Source organism: Shewanella aestuarii (assembly GCF_011765625.1).
Taxonomy (GTDB): Bacteria; Pseudomonadota; Gammaproteobacteria; order Enterobacterales; family Shewanellaceae; genus Shewanella; species Shewanella aestuarii_A.
Window position 1 is genome coordinate 298984 of the sequence record NZ_CP050313.1, and the last position, 23069, is coordinate 322052.

Annotated in this window: 16 protein-coding genes and 1 pseudogene; 8 read left to right on the forward strand and 9 right to left on the reverse strand. The window is 41.5% G+C overall.

Features of this window, described 5'->3' with window-relative positions:
• Positions 1 to 56: 56 nt before the first annotated feature.
• A complete protein-coding gene (locus HBH39_RS01505; protein ID WP_167674952.1) occupies positions 57 to 899 on the forward strand; it encodes a Dam family site-specific DNA-(adenine-N6)-methyltransferase in 843 nt (280 codons plus the stop codon).
• Between the two features lie 41 nt (positions 900 to 940).
• Here the strand turns inward: HBH39_RS01505 and mutT are convergent, their stop codons facing one another.
• The 9 genes and pseudogenes from mutT to nadC all read right to left on the reverse strand — a co-directional run bounded on the left by mutT (position 941) and on the right by nadC (position 9153).
• Complete coding sequence (gene mutT, locus HBH39_RS01510; protein WP_167674954.1) at positions 941 to 1339, reverse strand: 8-oxo-dGTP diphosphatase MutT; 399 nt, start codon at positions 1337 to 1339, stop codon at positions 941 to 943.
• Between the two features lie 20 nt (positions 1340 to 1359).
• Positions 1360 to 1575, reverse strand: coding sequence for a DNA gyrase inhibitor YacG (yacG, locus tag HBH39_RS01515; RefSeq protein WP_167674957.1), 216 nt, complete (start codon positions 1573 to 1575; stop codon positions 1360 to 1362).
• Positions 1576 to 1622: 47 nt separating this feature from the next.
• The gene (gene zapD / locus HBH39_RS01520; protein ID WP_167674958.1) at positions 1623 to 2357 is read right to left on the reverse strand and encodes a cell division protein ZapD; all 735 of its coding nucleotides are present in this window, start codon (positions 2355 to 2357) and stop codon (positions 1623 to 1625) included.
• Entirely contained in the window at positions 2350 to 2973 is a 624-nt protein-coding gene (gene coaE, locus HBH39_RS01525) for a dephospho-CoA kinase (RefSeq protein ID WP_167674960.1), read from the reverse strand. Before coaE ends, zapD begins: the two co-directional genes overlap by 8 nt.
• A 92-nt stretch (positions 2974 to 3065) precedes the next feature.
• Positions 3066 to 3992, reverse strand: a complete 927-nt coding sequence (locus HBH39_RS01530; RefSeq protein WP_167674962.1) for a prepilin peptidase — start codon at positions 3990 to 3992, stop codon at positions 3066 to 3068.
• 21 nt (positions 3993 to 4013) lie between these two features.
• Positions 4014 to 5279: a type II secretion system F family protein gene (locus HBH39_RS01535; protein ID WP_167674964.1), complete on the reverse strand. Its 1266-nt coding sequence runs from the start codon at positions 5277 to 5279 to the stop codon at positions 4014 to 4016.
• Between the two features lie 92 nt (positions 5280 to 5371).
• A pseudogene (pilB, locus tag HBH39_RS01540) lies at positions 5372 to 7080 on the reverse strand (type IV-A pilus assembly ATPase PilB).
• 64 nt (positions 7081 to 7144) lie between these two features.
• Entirely contained in the window at positions 7145 to 7534 is a 390-nt protein-coding gene (locus HBH39_RS19925) for a pilin (RefSeq protein WP_167674966.1), read from the reverse strand.
• A 740-nt stretch (positions 7535 to 8274) separates the two neighbouring features.
• Positions 8275 to 9153, reverse strand: a complete 879-nt coding sequence (nadC, locus tag HBH39_RS01550; RefSeq protein ID WP_167674968.1) for a carboxylating nicotinate-nucleotide diphosphorylase — start codon at positions 9151 to 9153, stop codon at positions 8275 to 8277.
• A 364-nt stretch (positions 9154 to 9517) separates the two neighbouring features.
• Between nadC and ampD the strand changes: the two genes are divergently transcribed.
• The 7 genes from ampD (at position 9518) to HBH39_RS01585 (ending at position 23025) form a co-directional block, all read left to right on the forward strand.
• Positions 9518 to 10081 carry a 1,6-anhydro-N-acetylmuramyl-L-alanine amidase AmpD gene (gene ampD / locus HBH39_RS01555; protein WP_167674970.1) on the forward strand — a complete coding sequence of 188 codons (564 nt, stop codon included), beginning with the start codon at positions 9518 to 9520 and terminating at the stop codon, positions 10079 to 10081.
• A gap of 28 nt (positions 10082 to 10109) precedes the next feature.
• Positions 10110 to 10961, forward strand: coding sequence for a beta-lactamase regulator AmpE (gene ampE / locus HBH39_RS01560; RefSeq protein ID WP_167674972.1), 852 nt, complete (start codon positions 10110 to 10112; stop codon positions 10959 to 10961).
• A 237-nt stretch (positions 10962 to 11198) separates the two neighbouring features.
• Positions 11199 to 11951, forward strand: a complete 753-nt coding sequence (gene pdhR / locus HBH39_RS01565; RefSeq protein ID WP_167674974.1) for a pyruvate dehydrogenase complex transcriptional repressor PdhR — start codon at positions 11199 to 11201, stop codon at positions 11949 to 11951.
• A 92-nt stretch (positions 11952 to 12043) separates the two neighbouring features.
• Positions 12044 to 14710 (forward strand): pyruvate dehydrogenase (acetyl-transferring), homodimeric type, encoded by a 2667-nt coding sequence (gene aceE / locus HBH39_RS01570; protein ID WP_167674976.1) that lies wholly within the window; start codon positions 12044 to 12046, stop codon positions 14708 to 14710.
• Between the two features lie 12 nt (positions 14711 to 14722).
• Positions 14723 to 16687, forward strand: coding sequence for a dihydrolipoyllysine-residue acetyltransferase (gene aceF, locus HBH39_RS01575; RefSeq protein ID WP_167674978.1), 1965 nt, complete (start codon positions 14723 to 14725; stop codon positions 16685 to 16687).
• Between the two features lie 173 nt (positions 16688 to 16860).
• Positions 16861 to 18288 (forward strand): dihydrolipoyl dehydrogenase, encoded by a 1428-nt coding sequence (lpdA, locus tag HBH39_RS01580; protein WP_167674980.1) that lies wholly within the window; start codon positions 16861 to 16863, stop codon positions 18286 to 18288.
• 261 nt (positions 18289 to 18549) lie between these two features.
• Positions 18550 to 23025: an EAL domain-containing protein gene (locus tag HBH39_RS01585; RefSeq protein WP_167674982.1), complete on the forward strand. Its 4476-nt coding sequence runs from the start codon at positions 18550 to 18552 to the stop codon at positions 23023 to 23025.
• The last annotated feature ends 44 nt before the right edge of the window (positions 23026 to 23069 follow it).

The following is a 23069-nucleotide window of genomic DNA, read 5'->3' on the forward strand; positions in this document are numbered from 1 at the left end:
CAGTATAAACAGAGTACAATCATCAGCTTTGATTTTAACGGCAATTAACTAACTTTATGATAAAAAAGCATAGAGCCTTTCTTAAGTGGGCGGGTGGCAAGTTTAAACTCGTCGATGAATTATCTAAGCATTTACCAGAAGGGCAGCGTTTAGTTGAACCTTTTGTGGGTGCTGGCTCAGTGTTTTTGAATACCGATTATGAAGAGTATTTATTGTGCGATATTAATCAGGATTTGATTAACCTTTATCAGATTGTGCAGCAAAAACCACAGGCTTATATTAATGCGGTAAAGGCTTTGTTTGTGCCTGAAATGAACCAAAAAGAAGCCTATTACAAAATCCGTGAACAATTTAATTTAAGCCGCGACCCTTTTGAGCGCTCGGTGTTTTTCTTGTATTTAAATCGCCACGGTTTTAACGGCTTATGCCGTTATAACCGTAACGGTGGTTTTAATGTGCCTTTTGGATCTTATAAAAAACCGTATTTTCCTGAACAGGAAATTTTGCATTTTTCGCAAAAAGCACAAAAAGCTACCTTTAAGTGCATTAGTTACGAAGCTGCATTTGATTTAGCGGTTGATGGTGATGTGATTTATTGCGATCCACCTTATGCACCGTTATCCACCACCGCCAGCTTTACCACTTACGCAGGCCCAGGCTTTAGTTTGGATGATCAAGCTTTGTTAGCGCGCTATTCTCGTCAAAGTGCGCATAAGCGTAATATTCCGGTGCTGATCAGCAACCATGATATTCCGCTAACCCGTGAGCTATATCGTGGTGCTAAATTAGCAACCATTGCTGTGCAACGTAATATCAGTCAAAAAGGTTCATCCCGTAATAAAGTGGATGAAATCATGGCGCTATATGATCACCATTATTTTGACGAAAACGACAATTAATCCGTTAAGCTTAAAAGTGGGCATAACCGGCTTGCACTCGATTAGGTTAGCTCACTAAGTATTTTATCGACTATTGGTTTATTGGCTTCTGGAAAGTCGTAATCAACAAGTTGGCTAAATGGCACCCATTCGATTTGCTGTTGTTCCATTCCTTTAGCTTCATTACTAAAATCAGTCACTAAATGAATGTCTAAACGAACATGTTTGTCAGGATAATTATGGCTGATGTCCATAAAAGGGGATGAGCTAACCACATCTAAGTTAACTTCTTCTTTAAGCTCCCTAATCAGCGCTTCAGTTACCGTTTCGTTCTCTTCTACCTTACCGCCCGGAAACTCCCATTTACCGCCTTGGTGAAGGTGTCCGTGCCTTTTGGCCAGTAATATCTGCTGATGCTGGTTAATAATCACCCCAACAGCAACATGAATTCTTTTTTGCATTGTTTACTTAAACCTTGGTGTTAGTGTTCATCTTTAAAAAAGGGGGCGTCGTCATAACCGATATCATCAAACATATCAGGGTCTAATTCAGGCTTAACCGGAATAGCGTGCTTTTCGTCGGCCCAATCACCTAAATCAATGAGTTTACAGCGTTCGCTACAAAAAGGTCTAAATTGGGATTCGGCAACCCATTTAACGGGGGTTTTACAAATAGGGCAATCTACAGAAAATGACATAATCTGTTTACTCAGCAATGATAAAAATTTATGGGATAGTAAATTTTTTAGCTACAAGTAGCCAGTAAGAATTGAATCGTTTTGTCTGTATGGCGTTGTTGGTCAAAATCGACAAAATGAATCGCATAACGATTCCGATGGCCACTGATGGTTGGATAACAACCGTACTTGGCATCAATTTTAACTCGGATCAATGCCAGTGCTTGGCTACTATCACTTTGATAAAACCCAGCATTTGCATCAGCTTGATTAAATTCAGCGGTATTGCGGATAAGTTCCAATAGCAGTGATACTGGGGTAAGTAAGGGCTCAAATTGATCAATCCAACATTGAATGTCTAATTGTCTTTCTTGCCATGATTTTGCTAACCAAAAATGTAATTGGGGTAAATCGAAGTTGCAACAAGCACCGGGCATACCAAATCGCTGTCGCAAAGCACAGATGAATTTTTCTTTTTTAAGGTGCACACCAATTCTGTCTGGGGTTTGCAAGGGCGCCTTTGCTTGTATGAGTCGATTAATGATGTGGTGAACTTGATCTTTATGCACCTCAGGTTGTTCAAGCCATTTAGAGAGCAAAATAATATTGCGATCAATATCTTTTAATACATCGGAGCGATAATCACATCTATCAGTAAGTTCACACAATGAGAAAAGCGGGTAAAAACAACGATGTTGAAGATCTTCAGTGAGGTTTTGCTGTAATTGAGCCGACAAGTATTCTAAACGTAAATAACTGCGAATTTTTTCATTTAGTGGTTGTTCGTATATGAGTTCAGTCATTGTGCTTGGTTTCGTATAAGCTCGCTTGGGCTAGATATTTATCGTGTAATAACGCCACCTGACTTTGTAACTCAGCTAATTCTCCTTGATTATTGATTACAGCATCGGCTTGCTGTAATCGTTTCTCGCGGGAAATTTGGCTGTTAATAATGTGCTCAACTTGGGTTGGTGCGACATTATCGCGTTGACTCGTCCGTGATACTTGCAACTCAGGTGAAACATCCACCACTAAAGTTGTATTGACTAACCTATCTAACCCGTTCTCAAATAGCAAGGGCACAACTAAAATTACATATTCAGAATCAGCAATTTGTACTTGTTGCAGCATAGTTTGCCTGATTAAGGGATGTAACAGATTATTTAACCATTCAAGCTGACTTTTATCTGAAAATATAATCTCACGCAGCGCAGCGCGGTTCAATTCACCGCTGGCTAAACAAATCTTATCACCGAAGTGGGCTTTTATTTGCTCAAGCCCACTCGAACCAAGGGCAACAACCTCGCGCGCGACAATATCGGCATCAACCAAGGTAATGCCAAGTTCGGCAAATAAATTGGCTACAGTGGTTTTACCGCTACCAATGCCACCGGTTAAGCCAACAATGTACTTAGCCATAAGTCACCTGTATTAATTTAAGTCGCCAACGCGGTTTGGAGTCATCGTTATAATGAGCTATTGCCTTCACATGGGCTAGCGATTACAAGCCTTCAGAGTGTGCCCAAATACCAATTGATAATGTCATTGCCCCATAACAAGGCAATCCAGCCTGCTGCGGCTATGTATGGGCCAAATGGAATGGGTTTACCGGCATGAAGCTTTTTAGTGATGATCATGGTGATCCCCACCACCGCGCCAACTAATGATGATAGCAAAATAATTAACGGCAGCATTTGCCAGCCTAACCAAGCGCCAAATACAGCAAGAAGCTTGAAATCGCCATAGCCCATACCTTCTTTGCCAGTGACGAGCTTAAATAACCAGAACACGCTCCACAAACTTAAATACCCGGCAATGGCACCAATGATTGCATCAGTGGGGCTGATAAACACACCTTGCAGGTTTATTAATAAGCCTAGCCATAATAGTGGTAGGGTGAGCTGATCGGGCAATAGCATTTCATCTAAATCGATACCGGTTAATGCCACCAGAAAAAAGGTTAATATGGCAGCAAACAAAAACTGCACGCTTGGGCCTAAGTGCCATGCCAAGGTAGCAACCAATAAGCCGGTGAGTAACTCAATTATTGGGTAGCGGGCAGAGATACTGGTTTGGCAATTGGCACATTTGCCTTTCAGCATCAGCCAGCCTAAAACCGGTAAGTTATGCCAAGGTTTAATGTTAGCGTTACATTTTGGGCAGGCAGAGCCGGGCACCACTAGATTGTATTTTTCAGGAAAGACATCTATAGGTTTGTTTAAGCGCTTTTCACCCACTTGTTCGACAATATCAGGATGATATTCGTTTAAGTAGAAGTTACATTCCGCTTGCCATTCACGTTTCATCATCACAGGTAAGCGATGAATTACCACATTTAAAAAGCTGCCAATGGTGGCAGCAAACACAAAACTAACGGCAGCAAACAGCCAAGGGTTTTGGCTCATGCTGGCGGTAAAGGTAGAGATAAATTCGGACATTATTATTCTTTTATTTTAATATTAGCTGCTAACAATATTACCCATTTGGAAGATAGGTAAGTACATCCCCACAATTAAGCCGCCTACTAGGCTACCGATGACCACCATCATTATGGGTTCAATCAGGCTTGAAAGCCCATCAACCGCATCATCGACTTGCATTTCATAAATGTTAGCTAACTTGTTAAGCATGTCATCTAATCCGCCTGATTCTTCACCTATCATTACCATTTGAATCAGCATGTCGGGGAATAAGCCTGTGGTGCGCAAGGCCACATTCATCTGCATGCCCGACATCACCTCTTGGCGCACTTTAAGTAAGGCTTTTTTATACACGGCATTACCGGACGCACCGGCAGCAGACTCTAAGCCATCAATTAACGGGACACCTGCGGCAAAGGTGGTAGCTAATGTTCTAGCGAAACGTGCCATAGATGCCTTGTGCAAAATATCCCCGATAGCTGGAATTTTTAACACGGTTTCATCGACTTTATCACGTACCATTTGCGAGCTTCTATGTGCTCGACGAAAAAGCCAAATACCACCGATAATAGCAATTGCAAAAAAATACCAAGAAGCTTGCAGCCAACGGGAAATATTTACAATTAATTGAGTAAAGGCCGGTAGTTCAGCGCCAAAACCCTTAAAAATACTTTCAAATTGTGGCACCACAACCAGCAATAATAGTGTGGTAACGGCTATCGCTACGACAACTACAGCAGCAGGATAAAACATGGCTTTTTTTATTTTTGATTTAAGTGCTTCTGCTTTTTCTCGATAGGTTGCAATACGATCAAATACCGCATCGAGCGAGCCAGAGTGCTCACCTGCGGCTACTAAATCGACATACAAATCATCAAAATATTGCCTATGAGGTCTTAAGGCATCTGATAGCGGAATACCCGATTGCACATCGGATAAAATACTGCCAAGCAATTCACGTACTTTCGCCTTTTCATGGCCTTTACCTAATAACTCGATGGTGGTCACTAAAGGAACCCCAGCTGCAAGCATAGTAGCCACTTGGCGAGTGAACATGGCAATGTCCATCGCGGTGACTTTTTTTTCTGACTTGAAAAGTGGTGTCGCCTTTTTACGGACATTTTTCGGGGTCACCCCTTGGGCTTTTAAGGTGCTGCGGATTTCAGCGATGGAGCTACCACGAAGTTCACCCGCGGTTTTCTGACCATCACGGTTTACCCCTTTCCATTCAAAGGTAAACACTTTGGGTTGGTGCTTTACCTCTTTTTTTGTTTTAGGTTTTCTTTTTACTGCCGCGGTGGACATGTTCAAATCCTTTTATTTATTCCGTTAACTGCTTTATTTTATGAATTCGTTAAAGCTATTTTAATTGGGTTGTTAATTCGCTTATTCATGGTTTAATTAAAGCTGGTTACTCGGTTTATTTCAGCAATACTGGTCACCCCTTGGGTGACTTTTAATAATCCAGACTGGCGTAAATCTCGCATACCTTGCTCTTTTGCTTGACTGGCTATTTGTAATGAATTACCACCTTCCATAATGGTTCGGGCAATTTCATCGGTCATTTTCATAACTTCATAAATACCGACACGCCCCTTATAACCGCCTGAGCATAAATCGCAGCCACAAGGTTTATAAACGGTAAAGCCACGCTGGATATCTTGTTCAGTAAAGCCTAAACGTTGTAATTCTGCAACTGGGATATCTTCTGGTTGCTTGCAAGCCGGGCATAAACGACGCGCAAGACGCTGAGCAATAATTAAATTAACTGAACTGGCAATGTTATAACCCGGTACCCCCATATTGATTAAACGGGTCAGGGTTTCAGCGGCCGAGTTGGTGTGCAGGGTTGATAACACTAAGTGACCGGTTTGTGCTGCTTTAATGGCAATTTCAGCGGTTTCTAAGTCACGGATTTCACCAACCATCACCACATCAGGGTCTTGACGTAAAAATGAGCGCAGCGCAGAAGCGAAGGTTAAGCCGGCTTTTAAATTAATATGAACTTGGTTAACCCCTTCAAGGTTAATTTCAACCGGATCTTCTGCGGTAGAAATATTGCGTTCTTCAGTGTTTAATATATTTAGGCCGGTGTAAAGCGAGACGGTTTTACCTGAACCTGTGGGGCCAGTAACCAGAATCATGCCTTGAGGTTTGGCTAGCATTTCTTCATAAAGTTTACGTTGATCATCTTCATATCCGAGCTTTTCAATGCCCAACTGCGCTGAAGATGAGTCTAAAATACGCATTACAATTTTTTCGCCCCATATAGTGGGTAAGGTGCTGACACGAAAATCAATTGATTTGGTGCGCGACAGCTTCATTTTAATGCGACCATCTTGTGGCACACGGCGCTCAGCAATATCCAGCTTCGACATTACTTTTAATCGGGCTGATATTCTGCCGCCTAAATTGACTGGTGGTTCAGAAACTTCATGTAATATGCCATCAATGCGAAAACGGATCCGGTAGCGTTTTTCGTAAGGTTCAAAATGTAAATCTGATGCCCCTTTGCGAATGGCATCGGTCAAAATTTTATTAATATAAATAACAATCGGTGCATCATCACTGCTGTCACCGGTGGGCTCATCATTTCTTTCTGTTTCAGAAATTTCCATATTAGCCAGTGCTTCTTGGTCAGCACCTGCTAAATCCAATCCTGAAATATCTTCTTCAATAATTTTTTCTAATACTTTATGCAGTTTATCATCTTCAACAAGAATCGCTTCAGCGTGTAAACCTAGGCTAAATTGAAAGTCTTCTAATGCTGCAATATTGGTGGGATCTGATGTCGCAATATACAAACGATTGCCTCGTTTAAAAAGAGGTAAGCATTTGTGTTTCTCTATGAGCTTTTTGTTGAGTAAATCTTCAGGAATTGATGAAATATCAAATTCACTTAAATCTAGAAGGGGGTACCATATTCTTCATAACATAATTCAGCAATTTCTCTAGCTGAGATTTTTTTTAATTTTATCAGAGAGGTGACAAAAGGTTGTTTAGATTTTCTTGATTCTGAGATCGCGGAAGATATAGCTTCTTCACTAAGTAGCCCTTTTCTGATCAATAAGCTCGATAATCCGAGATTAAGGCTGGAGTTTGGCATATATATCCCATAAAAAAATTAAGCGTTAACAGCATTGTTAACGCTTAATATTAAAGGTTTCACTTTAAATCGTACAGCCTTTTATCGCCACAGCACCAGTTCCTGATATGACGCATCCCCAAGTAATATTTTGTCCAATAGAAGCGGGTGCAGTAGGCGTTAAAGTTGCGGTTATTCCATCATAAGTAAAGGCTAACACACCACTACCAGAACAGTTTGGGATTGCAACACCATCGCTAGAACAACCAAGTGTAGATGTTGTGGCGTATGCTTCAGCTACTTTAATTTTTTGGCCACCTAAAGAAGCTAGGGCATTAGATGCTTTAGCTTTTGCTGTATAATCCTGATAAGCAGGCAATGCGATTGCTGCCAAAATACCGATGATCGCAACTACGATCATTAATTCAATAAGGGTAAAACCCTTAGCGTTTTTGATTTGATTGATACCTTTCATTTTTTCTCTCTCCGTAAATGTGCGTGGGCTTATCAATCCTCGATGCTGCGCTGCAGTGGGCGAGTTAGCAGTGGTAACTGTGACATCGCATTGTACAGTGCAGTGGCTCCATTGTTGCCACAGCCTTACGGGCACACATAAATTGTTATTTGCTGTTTTTAACCAATCCAAACGAAAAATTGGTCAGTTAAGTTATCATTTTAGTTGAAGGTTAAAATTTGTACTGATTATTTTTATAAACAGGTTTAAAAAAAGGTTCAGTAAAATTTTACCTCAGCTTATTCATGACATTTCGGCTGAGTTGTCACATTCTAGAGTATTTATTTCAGTAAACACAATTTTGTAACAAGTAAGGCGGCGTTACAAAATTTATGCTAGTGAGCAAACTTCTAAGTTAATGTTACAGATTCTGACCGAAAGGTCACTCGCCTACTGTAAACGTTAGTATAAAGTTACCTAAAATGGAATACTTTTGTGGGCTGAAATGAAAATAAATGTAGAAATTTTCAATACTTGGCTTTTTTGTATGGTTATAAAGGCGTATTTTTTTTGACAAGTAGACAGTTAGATTTATTTGTTGACTATTAAATGTTCTGTGTCATTTTTTTGGCATGAAAAGTGGGTGTTTGTGTTGTACATTTTTTTAACAATTGTTATGTGGGAGCATGGTTGAGAGACGAGTTGCGAACGAGTAAACCTGTCACTTAGTTCTTCTCGTCTCTGGCTGTTAATCGCTTTTATTAGCCTTTTAATCTTAACGATAGGTCAAGTGCTTTAACATGTTTGGTGAGTGCGCCAACCGAGATGTAATCGACTCCGGTTTTAGCAAAGTCAGCAATGGTATCTATGGTGACATTACCCGACACTTCCAGTTTTGCGCCTTTACCCTGTTGTTTGTATTGTTGGTTAAGTTTAACGGCTTGGCTCATCATGGTGATATCAAAGTTATCTAGCATAATGATATCGCTGCCACCGTCTAGGGCTTGGGTTAACTCGTCAATGGATTCTACTTCCACTTCAACTGGTTTGTCGCTATGTAAGGTGCGGGCAGCTTGAATTGCTTGAGCAATACCACCACAAGCCATGATGTGGTTTTCTTTAATTAAGAAGGCATCAAATAAACCAATGCGGTGGTTTTTGCCGCCTCCGCAAGTTACCGCATATTTTTGCGCGGTGCGTAAGCCGGGAATCGTTTTGCGGGTATCGAGTAAGCGGGTGTGAGTGCCAGCTAACTTATCAACATAAAGTTTAGTTAAAGTTGCGACCCCCGATAAGGTTTGGATGAAGTTCATCGCAGTGCGCTCGCCAGTTAAAATTGCGCGCGCAGGACCGGATAACTCACACAATACTTGGTTAGGCACTACTAAATCACCATCGTCGACATGCCAATGCAGGGCAACTTCGCCACCCAGCTGATTAAACACTTGCTCGGCCCAAGCTTTACCACAAAACACCCCTTCTTCTCGGGTGATAAGGCTGCCTTCAACATGCTTGTCTGCTGGAATGAGCTGCGCGGTAATATCGGCTTGCAAGAGTTGTTCAACGGTTTGGTGATCGTTATGACCTAAGTCTTCATTCAGTGCAGTTTTAACTGCGTGTCGGATATCATTTTCTAACATAAGCAAAGTCCTTGCTAAACTTCAGGCGTGAAGAACAAAATTTATGACTGTAGATTATCATAGATGTATTTTTTGTTTTATAGCCCGTCAGGTTTTGTTTTATCGTTTAAGCCATTTTTGTTGTTTAACGCTAGGTAGATAGCTGTTACATTGGCTCACTTAAGATGTTTATTTAACCTGAGCTGCGCATAACAACTTGCTTTCTAGAGCCTATTTTTACTGATAACTGCGTTAAATTTGTTCTAAGCAAAAATACCTCTCTAGAAATGTACTTGCAAGTAAAAATCTTATGAATCAGTATATTAGCTAATCTCTTATACGCAGCTCAGGTTATTTAGTTAAATTTTAGTATTTAGAAATTGTTATGAAAACACCTTCTAGCTTTACACAAGGATGGCTGCCTCGAGCGCGGCGGTGTCCGTCAGCGCATTTTAATGCTCGGCCGAATAATGAAGTGAGTTTGCTGGTGATCCATAACATCAGTTTACCCGCGGGGTGTTTTGGTTTGCCACACATTGATGCGTTATTTCAAGGTCAGTTAGACATTAACGCTGATAGCAGTTTTGAGCCGTTAGCAGGCTTGCAGGTGTCTGCGCATTTTTTAATTCGTCGTGATGGTGAATTAGTCCAATATGTCAGTTGTTTAGACCGAGCTTGGCATGCTGGTGTGTCAGTGTTTGAAGGTCGCCAAGGTTGTAATGACTTCTCAGTTGGGATTGAATTGGAAGGTACTGATACCCATGCTTATACCGATGCGCAGTATCAAAATCTTATCGAGTTAACATTTGAGTTAATGGCGCAGTATCCTATGATTAACCCAACCCGAATCGTGGGGCATTGTGATATTGCACCCGGTCGTAAAACGGATCCTGGGCAAAGTTTTGATTGGGCAAGATATAAACAAGCGTTAGTAAACAATACTATTTAATCATACTCATCATTCATCGAGGTTTCACATGGCTTTATTTTCGTTGTTGGTCGCCATTATGGTGGAGCGGTTAAAGTTGCTGCCGGTTAACTGGCAGTTTGATTACCTTATGCGAGGCTATCACAAACAGTTTTGGGATAAGTCGTCGTTGTCTACTGAGTTGGGTGTGGCGATTGCGGTGATTATTCCGTCAATTGTGATATTTGCCTTGGGTATGTTGGTTGATGGTATTTTATTTGAACTACTCAGCTTAGGCTTGTGGGTGATTGTGGCCTTGGTGTGTTTTAGTCATCAAGATTTGCGTCTTACGTTTAAAAAGTATGTTCAAGCAGCTTGTCGAGGTGATGTGCAAGCCTGTTATCGTTATGCCGGTGAGTTAGATTGCAGTGAATGTATTGATGCGGTTGATGAGCAAGATTTAGGCGTAAAAGTAGGCCAAAGTGTGGCGTGGATTAACTATCGCTATTATGGCGCTGTGGCATTGTACTTAGTGTGCTTTGGCCCTGTTGGGGCAGTGCTTTATTGCAGCATTCGTTTTTACTACGATTTAAACATCAAGCAAGATTTATCCTTACCGTTAATTGATCATCTGCAAAAATTATTTGATTGGCTACCCAGTCGGGTGTTTAGTTTTGGTTATGTATTAAGTGGCCAGTTTTCACAAGGGCTACATGCATGGCGAAAGCGCGCGTTAGATTTTCATTGTCATGCAAAAACCGTGGTCACTGATACCGCATTAGCTGCCGAATCATTACCAGAAGCAGGCGCTGCACCTGTTAGTGTGCAGCCCACATTGGCATTGTTGGCGTTAACTAAACGCAATTTTATTTTACTAGTGACCTTTGTATCGGTACTGACTATTTTTGGTGTTGTTAGTTAAGCTGGGTTTTTACCTTTAGTTAGTAAAAAATTAAAACAAAAAGTGGTTTTTGTTAAATGGTCTGACCCCATTCCTGTGGTTATAGTTTATGATTGTTTTCTGAGCGTTTTAAACTGTTAAATAGTCGACAATATCCTTATAAGCTAGACATGGGTCACACGATTTGTTAAAGTGCGCTCTCTCACGCCAATTGGTAAGACCAATTGACAATAAGTGTTTTATGGAGCAGAGCGCTAAATGGCTTATAGTAAAATCACCCAGCCAAAAATTTCTGATGTGATCATGGAGCAGCTTGAGCGCATGATCCTTGAAGGCAGTTTACAGCCTGGGCAGAAATTACCTCCTGAACGTGAATTAGCGGTTCAGTTTGAAGTGTCACGTCCTTCACTGCGCGAAGCCATTCAAAAGCTTGAAGCAAAAGGTTTACTGATGCGCCGTCAGGGCGGTGGTACCTATGTTAAAGAGCAACTCTGGCAAAGCCTTGCCGATCCTATTGTTGAATTAATGCACAATGACTCTGAAAGCCAATATGACTTGTTAGAGTTCCGTCATGCCACAGAGGGCATGATGGCTTATTTTGCTGCGCTTCGGGGAACCGATGCTGACATGCAAAATATTAAAAATAGCATTAATGAAGTTGAAGCCGCAGAAAGCATTGAGGCTCAGGCTGATGCCATTGTGCGCTTTTATCGCGCAGTGGCGGAAGCGTCTCATAATGTGGCTATACTGCATTTAGTTTTAAGTTTGACCCCTGTGCTACATAAAAATGTCGCACAAAATTTGGAGCTTCTAAGCCGACGCGAAGAAGCTTCCACAATGGCAAACGATCATCGCCGAGATTTACTGGCTGCGATTGTTCGCCGGGACCCCGACGCTGCACGTGAAGCTTCGAATGAGCATTTGAGCTATATCGAAGAAGTCATGTTGTCGGTTAGGGAAGAAGACAGCCGGTTGCAGCGTAGCTTGCGCCGTTTAAAGAGCGGCGCATAGTCCTCAGTTAAGAATTACTGAGCTATGCAGGTGTTGTGTCAACAAGCAGCATTAGCCGAAATATAACCCTCGTATATAGGAAGGACAGCGAAATGTCTGAAGATATGCTAAACGATTTAGACCCATCAGAAACCCAAGAATGGGTTGATGCCCTACAAGCTGTATTAGAGCAAGAAGGGCCTGAACGTGCACATTATTTATTAGAAAAATTGATCGATAAAGCGCGTCGTAATGGTACTCACTTACCTTATACCGCCACCACAGCGTACTTAAATACCATTCCTGCTGGTCAAGAGCCACGCATGCCTGGCAACCAAGAGATGGAACATCGCATTCGCGCTATCATCCGTTGGAATGCTTTAGCAATGGTATTACGTGGATCTAAGAAAGACTTAGAGCTTGGTGGTCATATCTCAAGTTTCGCTTCTAGTGCAACTATTTACGATGTGTGCTTTAACCACTTTTTCCGTGCGCCAAACGAAAAAGACGGTGGTGATTTAGTTTACTTCCAAGGTCATATCGCGCCTGGTATTTACTCTCGTTCATTCTTAGAAGGCCGTATCACTGAAGAGCAGATGAACAACTTCCGTCAAGAAGTCGATGGCAAAGGTTTATCTTCATACCCACATCCTAAGTTAATGCCAACATACTGGCAGTTCCCTACGGTTTCTATGGGTCTTGGTCCTATCCAAGCCATTTACCAAGCACGTTATTTAAAGTACTTAACTGACCGTGGCTTGAAAGATTGTTCAGAGCAAACTGTTTACTGTTTCTTAGGTGACGGTGAGTGTGATGAGCCAGAAGCATTAGGTGCAATTGGTTTAGCTGCTCGTGAAGAATTAGATAACTTAGTGTTTATCATTAACTGTAACTTACAACGTCTTGATGGCCCTGTTCGTGGTAACGGTAAGATCATTCAAGAGTTAGAAGGTGAGTTCCGCGGCGCAGGCTGGGAAGTAGTTAAAGTGATTTGGGGCCGTTACTGGGACCCATTATTAGCGCGCGACACTAGCGGTAAGTTATTACAGTTAATGGAAGAAACCGTAGACGGTGAATACCAAAACTGTAAAGCCAAAGGCGGCGCATACACCCGTGAGCATTTCTTTGGTAAGTACCCAGAAACAGCAGCGATGGTGGCTAACATGTCAGATGATGACATTTGGCGCTTAAACCGTGGTGGTCATGACCCAGTTAAAATTTATGCTGCATTAGATCATGCTAAGAAAACTAAAGGACGTCCTACGGTTATTTTAGCTAAAACCGTAAAAGGTTATGGTTTAGGTGATGCGGGCGAAGGTAAAAACATTGCTCATAACGTGAAAAAAATGGATACCGATGCTATCCGTTACTTCCGTGACCGTTTCAATATCCCGATCCCTGATGACAAGTTAGAAGAGATCCCTTTCTATCACCCAGGCCCAGATTCGGAAGAAGTGAAGTACCTAAAAGAGCGCCGTGAAGCGTTAAAAGGTTTCTTACCGCAACGCCGCGAGAAGTTTACTGAAGAACTTGAAGTTCCTTCATTAAAGATTTTTGATGCCGTATTAAAAGGCTCAAATGGCCGTGAAATCTCATCAACAATGGCTTTTGTGCGTGTATTAACCGCACTACTAAAAGACAAGAAAATTGGTAAGCGTATTGTGCCAATTATTCCTGATGAAGCGCGTACATTTGGTATGGAAGGTTTATTCCGTCAAGTGGGTATTTATGCTCATGAAGGCCAAAAATACGTACCGCAAGATTCTGATCAAGTTGCTTATTACCGCGAAGATAAAAGTGGTCAGGTGTTACAAGAAGGCATTAACGAGCTAGGTGCAATGTCATCTTGGGTATCTGCGGCAACCAGTTATTCAGTGAACGATTTGCCTACGATTCCATTTTATATCTACTACTCAATGTTTGGTTTCCAACGTATTGGTGACATGGCTTGGGCTGCAGGTGATATGCGTGCGCGTGGTTTCTTGGTTGGTGGTACATCTGGCCGTACAACATTGAACGGCGAAGGTTTACAGCACCAAGACGGTCACAGCCATATTCTGGCTAACACTGTACCTAACTGTGTGTCATATGACCCTACTTATGGTTATGAAATTGCAGTGATTGTACAAGACGGTATCCGTCGTATGTACGGTGAAAATCAAGAAGATGTGTTCTACTACTTAACCACAATGAACGAAAACTACGTTCAACCTGAAATGCCAGAAGGCGCTGAAGAAGGTATTGTTAAAGGTATCTACAAGCTTGAAAGCGTAGCGGGTAGCGGTAAAGGTAAGGTTCAGCTAATGGGCTGTGGCACTATTCTTGAAGAAGTCCGTAAAGCGGCGCAAGCCCTTGCGAAAGATTTCGATGTGAGTGCAGATATATTCAGCGTTACTAGCTTTAACGAGCTAACGCGTGATGGCCAAGCGGTTGAGCGTTATAACATGCTTCACCCAACAGCTAAGCCGCAACAAGCTTATATCAGCCAAGTATTAGCTGCTGATATCCCTGCTATTGCAGCAACTGACTACATGAAAGTGTATGCAGAGCAATTACGCGCTTATGTACCAACAGATTACAAAGTGTTAGGTACAGACGGTTTTGGTCGCAGTGACAGCCGTGCAAACCTACGTCATCACTTTGAAGTTGATGCTAAGTTTATTGTGATTGCGGCATTGAAATCATTAGTTGAGCGTAACGAAATGCCTGTCGACGTGCTAAGTAAAGCTATCGCTGAATACGGCATCGACGTTGACAAGATCAACCCACAGTACGCGTAAGAGGAATTCAGAATGGCTGATTTAAAAGAAGTTTTGGTTCCTAATATCGATACTGATGCTGTACAAGTTATTGAAATTTGTGCAGCTGTAGGTGATGAGCTTGAAAAAGAAGCATCAATCATTACCGTTGAAAGCGATAAAGCGACCATGGATATTCCAGCACCTTTTGCTGGTACCTTAGTTGAGCTAAAAGTAGCTGTAGGTGATACGGTTTCTGAAGGCACATTGATTGCAATGATGTCGGCTGCCGACGCGGCTTCTGCACCAGTTGAAAAAGCTGAGCCTGTGGCTGCTCAAGCCGCTGCGCCTGCACCTGTCGCACCAGTAGCGGCCCCTGCGGTTGCTGCAGCGCCAGCAGGCGTTCAAGTGATTGAAGTGAAAGTGCCTGATATTGGTGGCGATACAGACGTCCCAATTATTGAAGTGCTAGTAGCTGTGGGTGAAACCATCGAAGCAGAAGCGGGCTTAATTACCCTTGAAACTGACAAGGCCACCATGGATGTACCTGCACCTGTAGGCGGTGTGGTTAAATCAATCAGCGTTAAAGTGGGAGACACGGTTTCTGAAGGTAGCTTAGTACTGATGTTAGAAGTAGCAGGTTCTGCACCAGCAGCATCTGTAGAGTCAGCGCCAGTAGCTCAAGCGCCTCAGGCAGCAGCACCAGCAGCATCGCAAGTGATTGAAGTGAAAGTGCCTGATATTGGCGGTGACACTGATGTGCCGATTATTGAAGTGCTTGTCGCCGTGGGTGAAACCATTGAAGCTGAAGCGGGTTTAATTACCCTTGAAACTGACAAGGCAACAATGGATGTCCCTGCGCCAAAAGGCGGTGTGGTCAAGTCAATAAACGTAAAAGTTGGTGACACGGTTTCTGAAGGCTCACTTGTATTATTGCTCGAAGTCGCTGGTGAAGCGCCAGCGGTTGCTGAGCCTGTTGCACCCACGCCTGAGCCAGCCCAACAAGCAGCCCCAGCACCTATGGCCGCAAGTCGTCCATCAACTCCACCTGTGCCGCATCATCCAAGTGCTGCGGTTACGGCTTCTGGTGGTGTTGTGCATGCTTCACCGGCAGTTCGTCGTTTAGCGCGTGAGTTTGGTGCTGATTTAACCTTGGTTAAGGGGACAGGCCGTAAAGGTCGTATTCTTAAAGAAGACGTACAAGCATTTATCAAATATGAGTTATCACGTCCTAAAGCGACAGCTGCAACAGCTGTTGCAGGTGGTGCTGGTGGCTTAAATGTGATTGCTGCACCTAAAGTTGACTTTAGTAAGTTTGGTGAGGTGGAAGAAGTTCCATTAAGCCGTATTCAGAAGATTTCTGGTCCTAACTTACATCGCAACTGGGTCACTATTCCTCACGTTACTCAATTTGATGAAGCTGACATTACTGAATTAGAAGCTTTCCGTAAGCAGCAAAATGATATTGCGGCCAAAAAGAAAGCCGATTACAAGATCACGCCGCTGGTATTTATGATGAAAGCGGTGGCTAAAACATTGGCTGAGTTCCCTGTGTTTAACTCTAGTCTCAGTGAAGATGGCGAGTCATTAATTCAGAAGAAATATTTCCATATTGGTGTGGCGGTTGATACGCCAAATGGTTTGATGGTGCCAGTGGTGCGCGATGTTGACCAAAAAGGCATTGTTGAGCTGTCACGCGAATTAACGGATATTTCAATTCGTGCCCGTGATGGCAAATTGAAAGCCGCTGATATGCAAGGTAGCTGTTTTACGATTTCAAGTTTAGGTGGCATTGGTGGTACGGCATTTACACCAATTGTTAACTATCCTGATGTGGCCATTTTAGGCGTGTCAAAGTCTGAAATTAAGCCTAAGTGGAATGGTAAAGAGTTTGAGCCTAAGTTGATGTTACCATTGTCATTATCTTATGACCATCGTGTCATTGATGGGGCGATGGCCGCGCGCTTTAGCGTCACTTTGTCAGGTATCTTATCTGACATTCGTACCTTGATATTGTAAACAAATCTGGCCGCTCTTTTAGAGTGGCCTTTTTTATGTCTTTGATTATCGCCATTGTTTGATTGTGATCAACATCAAACAAAGGGTAAAATGCAGTCAGCTAACATCATCTGGCCACATTGATTGTTGGAAAGGATTTCACCGCCAACACTTGCAAAAGAATAGAGGAAAACATGAGTAACGAAATTAAAACTCAGGTAGTTGTATTAGGATCGGGCCCTGCAGGTTATTCAGCTGCGTTTCGTGCTGCTGATTTAGGTTTAGAAACGGTTATCGTTGAACGTTTTAGCACCCTAGGTGGTGTTTGTTTAAACGTTGGTTGTATCCCATCTAAAGCACTTTTACATATTGCTAAAGTGATTGAAGAAGCCAAAGCTGCGGCCAATCACGGTGTGGTATTTGGTGAGCCAACAATCGATTTAGATAAATTACGTGGCTTTAAAGAAAAAGTCGTTAGCCAATTAACTGGCGGATTAGGCGGCATGTCTAAAATGCGTAAAGTGAATGTGGTTAATGGCTTTGGTAAGTTCACCGGCCCTAACACTATCGAAGTGCAGGCTGAAGACGGCGTTAAAGTGGTTCACTTTGAACATGCCATTATTGCAGCGGGTTCTCGTCCAATTCAATTGCCATTTATTCCTCATGAAGATCCACGTATTTGGGATTCGACTGATGCATTAGAATTAAAAGAAGTTCCTGGTAAGTTATTAGTGATGGGTGGCGGTATTATCGGCCTAGAAATGGGCACAGTTTACTCATCACTTGGCAGTGAGATTGACGTGGTTGAAATGTTCGACCAAGTTATCCCAGCTGCAGATAAAGACATTGTGCGCGTGTTCACTAAGCAAATTAAGAAGAAGTTTAACTTAATTCTTGAAACCAAAGTGACCGCAGTCGAAGCGAAAGAAGACGGCATTTACGTGACAATGGAAGGCAAAAAAGCGCCTACAGAGCCCGTACGTTACGATGCAGTATTGGTGGCGATTGGTCGTACACCAAATGGTAAGACTATTGCTGCTGAAAAAGCGGGTGTTAATGTTGATGAGCGTGGCTTTATCAATGTTGATAAGCAATTACGCACAAACGTGCCGCATATTTTTGCAATTGGTGACATTGTTGGTCAGCCAATGTTGGCGCACAAAGGTGTGCATGAAGGTCATGTTGCCGCTGAGGTTATCTCTGGTCTTAAGCATTTCTTCGATCCAAAAGTTATTCCATCAATTGCCTACACTGACCCAGAAGTTGCATGGGTTGGCTTAACTGAGAAAGAAGCTAAAGAGCAAGGTATTGCTTACGAAACCGCTACCTTCCCATGGGCAGCAAGTGGCCGTGCGATTGCATCGGATTGTAGTGAAGGTATGACCAAGTTAATTTTCGACAAAGAATCACACCGTGTTATTGGTGGTGCTATTGTGGGTGTTAACGGTGGTGAGCTATTAGGTGAAATTGGCCTAGCTATTGAAATGGGTTGTGATGCTGAAGACTTAGCATTAACGATTCATGCTCACCCAACCTTACATGAGTCAGTTGGTCTTGCTGCTGAGGTTTATGAAGGTTCAATTACCGATTTGCCAAACCCAAAAGCAGTTAAAAAGAAGTAGTTAACAGCTGTGACAAATTGTACTAAAGCACCCTTATGGGTGCTTTTTTTTGGTCTACACTTAGCTGATGATGCTATATTGCTAGGCTCTGCTGGCAAGTCTATTGTTAATGACTTTTATCTTTGCTAGATAGATAGGTTGGTGGTTATTGGTTTTTCTGAATATTAAGTAGAAATGAAACACCTTATCATTTCTAGATTGCGACTTTAGCATTGTCAGTGTGTTCTGACTAAGATGTTAGTATTGGGGTTTTATTTCAGCATGCATCGAATTGTTTGTCTTTTTTTAATTGTCTTTAGTTATCTTTTACCTGTTTCGCCAGTTATCGGTGCAGATTTTATTCAGCGTGTTTTCAATGCTAGAGATGGTTTAGCCAATACGGTGATCCACGATATTTATTTTGATCGGTATGGCTACACTTGGCTTGCGACTGCAGAAGGCTTATATCGTGTTTCTAATAACTCAATTCGTCGTATTGATAAAATGGGGCGCGAATCAGTTTTAACTGAGCAAAGGGTGTATAGCATTGCTTCTGTAAACGATGATTATCTGTTACTGACTTCAGATAATCGTTTGTATTTATACAATATCCCACAACATGTTTTTACTGAAATATTTCAACCTTACTCGTCAGAGCATGCCAATGAGCATTGGGACCAAGATACGCCTGTAGGGGTTGCTTCTATTGTTAAATATGATGAAAACTACCTTGCTATTTTGGGGAAAGATGGCACACGTTATTTATTTAATATTCAAACCTTAGCGTTAACATTTCAGCCATTACAAGATCTAACCTCTGATATTGAATGGGTGTCGCAACTTGTGTTGCCAAATAATGACATGTTATTCGCCGCCGTCAATCGCTTAGAGCTTCATACATCTTCAGGGCAAGTTGTTGACTTTAAATGGCATGATGATTATGGCGTGATTAAAGGGATGCTTTACGACTCTCAACAACGCTTGTGGTTATATGCAACCAAAGGCCTATTTCAACTTGATGTTGCACTGAGACAAATTATCCCAATTAGCGATAAAAATTTTTATATTGAATCAATGGTTGCAGATGACGATGGCTTGTTATGGCTTGGGAGTCGCTCAGGGCTTTTTTCTTGGAATGTGGCAACCAATGAAACCATTAACTACAAAGCGGATTTAAAACTACAGGCCAATATTGATTACATTCATGCTCTGGCTATTGATAGCAATCAATTAATTTGGGTTGGTGGTTCAGGTGACGGTTTAGCGCTGGCGGCAACAAAGCCTGATTTTCTGCTTGATGTTTATTCACAAGACTCTCCTTATTACCTCAAAAATGAAATGATTTGGGCTATTCACCAGCATGGTGAACAACTTTGGCTTGGTACCGATGGTAGCCTAGAAATGATTGAAGCCAAAAATCAGCCAGCGAAAGTGATTGTGGTTAAGGGGCTGGAGGTAAATGACAGTATTTATCAAATTGATACCTTGGATGACAGCCATATTTCATTGAGCACCACCAATGGGATATTTGTGGTTAATACTGAAACCTTTGAATCAGGTCGGTTTGCTTGGTGGAGTGGTGGGGAAAAATCATTAAGAAATAAAGTCATTTACATGAGTTATAAAGACCCACTGTTAAAAGGTCGAATATGGTTTGTGACCAACCAAGGCATTTATTTTTGGGAACCAGGTGCAGCAGACATCACGCAATTAATTTTTAGTCAAACAGAAACCAGTCTAAATAACATCGAATATCGAGTGATTTTAAGAGATAAAGGTGGTCGTTTATGGACTGGAGGAGTGGAAAGTTTTGGCTACTTTGATGTTGATGGTCGTTATATAACACGAGATTCTTTATTCAAAAATATTGATGTTATACCGCGTTTTTTTAATTTTACAGAGGTTGGTGACGGAATACTTTGGTTGGGTACGTCTCAGCATGGTTTGTTTGAATATAATTTTTTGACCGGTGAATTATTGGATCTTGATAAAAAGTTAAATATTGATTGCTCTTCCACGTTGTTTTTTCAAGTTATGGATGAGTCGTATTTAATTGGCTGCTCAAGTTCAATTATCGAAATTAATAAACAAACCAATGAACGACGCTCATATACCCATAAAGATGGTTTTATTTCCCATGAGCTCAATGAGGCGGCGATTTTTTATCAAACTGACAAAGGGTTATATATTGGTACCCCAGACGGTGCAATGTTAATTGACCCTTATAAATTGTCTAATCGCATTAATAACGATCAAGCTTTCCTTGAGTCGGTATCGGTTTATTATGATGACAAGACAGATTTGTTTCTGCTTCCTGAAAATTTAAAAGTGATACAGCCAGGGGCTAGCTTGGTAAGTTTTCAAATATCCGATCTTGATTATCTTGATGACAGCCCAATGGGATTGCAGTATCGGTTATTAAGACAAGGCGAAGAACCAAGCGGTTTTGTATTGTTAGAAGGGCAGTCACAAATCAATATTTCTGGCCTAAGAGCAGGAGAATATACCCTCGAGTTATTGTATAAAAATCGCAGTGTTTGGTCTGATAAACCGTTGCAGTTTAGCTTTACCGTAGCAGAGTTTTGGTGGCAGTCGCAGTTATTTAGAAGCATGATCATTTTTATGTTTTTACTGGTTGCCTTTAGCGTGTCTTTTTATCACCACCGCCAAGTAAAAAGGTTTAAACGTGTCAACGAAGCGCTGATTAAAAGTGATGACAGATTGTCACAAGCTTTAAAAGGCAGTGATTCGGATTTATGGGAGTGGCGCGATAATACCCAAAAATTAACTTTAGATAACCGTAGTGGTTTATTGGGTTCGCAAACAAAAATTGTTTATCGATTTGATGATTTCCCAATCCATCCGGAAGATGTGGCCAGGGTCACTAAAGCTTGGTTAGGCTTTTTAAAATCGGAAACAAACATGATAGATGTCGAGCATCGTTACTTGCATGACTCAGGTAGTTGGCGTTGGTTTAGGGTTCGAGGTCGAGCTACTGCCATTAATCCGATGACGAATCGCATAATCTCGGTAGCGGGTATTTATACCGATATTACCAGTAAACGAGAGCTTGAAAGTGAAGTTCATTTATTTGCTGAGGCATTTAAAAATACCTCAGAAGGCATGCTCATTCTTGATGCTGAGCAAAATATCAAAGTGAGTAATCAGGCGGCAAATAAGATTTTGGGTTTATCGGATCAGGCGGTTAACGGCAAAGCCTTTACCGATATTGTGATTTCTAGCCAAGTGCCGCTTAATATTGATAAGTTATTTACTAAAGCGACATTCTGGAGTGGCGAAAGAGCCTTGTTGAGGGCCGATGAAATGCCTTGTCCTGTGTGGTTGAATATTTCAAAAATGCAGGATATCTCAGAAAATATTTTACATTATGTGGTTGTTTTTTCTGATATAACCGATCGTAAACAAAATGAAATCAAGCTGCAAAGGCTTGCCAATACCGATGCGTTAACTGGGGTTGCTAATCGCTCACAATTTTTAACGACCTTAAATAAAATCATTAAAGAAGCGAGTGACACTAATGAAAAGTTGGCTTTGCTATTTTTAGATTTAGACCGATTTAAATCAGTCAATGACTCATATGGTCACTCAATGGGAGATGCTTTGCTGGTTGAGGCATCTAATCGGTTACAGTCTTGTTTAAGTTCTGAACATATTTTATGTCGTTTTGGCGGCGATGAGTTTGTCATATTACTCAGAAAAATAGAAAGTTTAGATGCTATTAATCATATAGCTAACAAACTACTGCAGCAGATACAAAAGCCTTTCAGGTTATATGGTCGAGAGTTCTTTATTTCTACCAGTATTGGTATTTGTTGTTGGCCTGATGATTGTCGCGACCCTGAAACCCTGATTAAAAATGCTGACTTAGCTATGTATCATGCAAAAGACGAAGGTCGAGGTAATTTTCAATATTATTCAGCAGAAAGAAATACTGAGGCCTTATACCATCTTCGCTTAGAGTCTGACTTGCGCAAAGCTATAGAGCGCAATGAATTTGAACTTTATTACCAACCGCAAATAGATATTTTGCATAACGATCGTTTTATTGGAATGGAGGCGTTAATTCGCTGGCAACATCCGATTGACGGCTTTATCCGTCCTGATGTTTTTATTCAGGTGGCAGAGTCGTGTGGTTTAATTATCGATATCGATAGCTGGGTGTTAAAGCAAGCTTGCCTTGATGGAATGCGATGGCATCAGCATTATGATGCAAACTTCAAGTTGTCTGTGAATGTATCTGCAGTGCATTTTGGTCAAAATGATTTTATCCGTCATGTGAAAAATATATTAGATGAAACTGGTTTTCCCGCTGCAAAGCTTTGCCTTGAAATCACCGAAGGCGTGTTAATGAAAGAGCTCCATGTTGCTACTCAACACCTCTCAAACTTAAAAGCGTTAGGTGTTCAAGTTGCAATTGATGATTTTGGTACGGGTTATTCTTCTTTGGCTTACTTGCGAAGCTTTGAAGTGAATACATTAAAAATTGATCGTTCATTCTTAATCGATATTGCCGAAAATCAAGCAGACCAAGCTATCGTATCGAGTATTATTGAGCTTGCTCGTAACCTGAAATTACAAGTGGTTGCAGAAGGCATAGAGACACATCAGCAATTGGAGCAAGTGTTCAGTCGTGGGTGTTACATTATTCAGGGGTATTACTTTGCTAAACCAATGCCCAGACATGAATTAGATAAGTTTATGGGGTTGGATGAGTCAACAATGAGTTTGACTGAATAAATAATTTTACTTTGTTGAGTATTTGTTAGAATGCACTTGTTTTT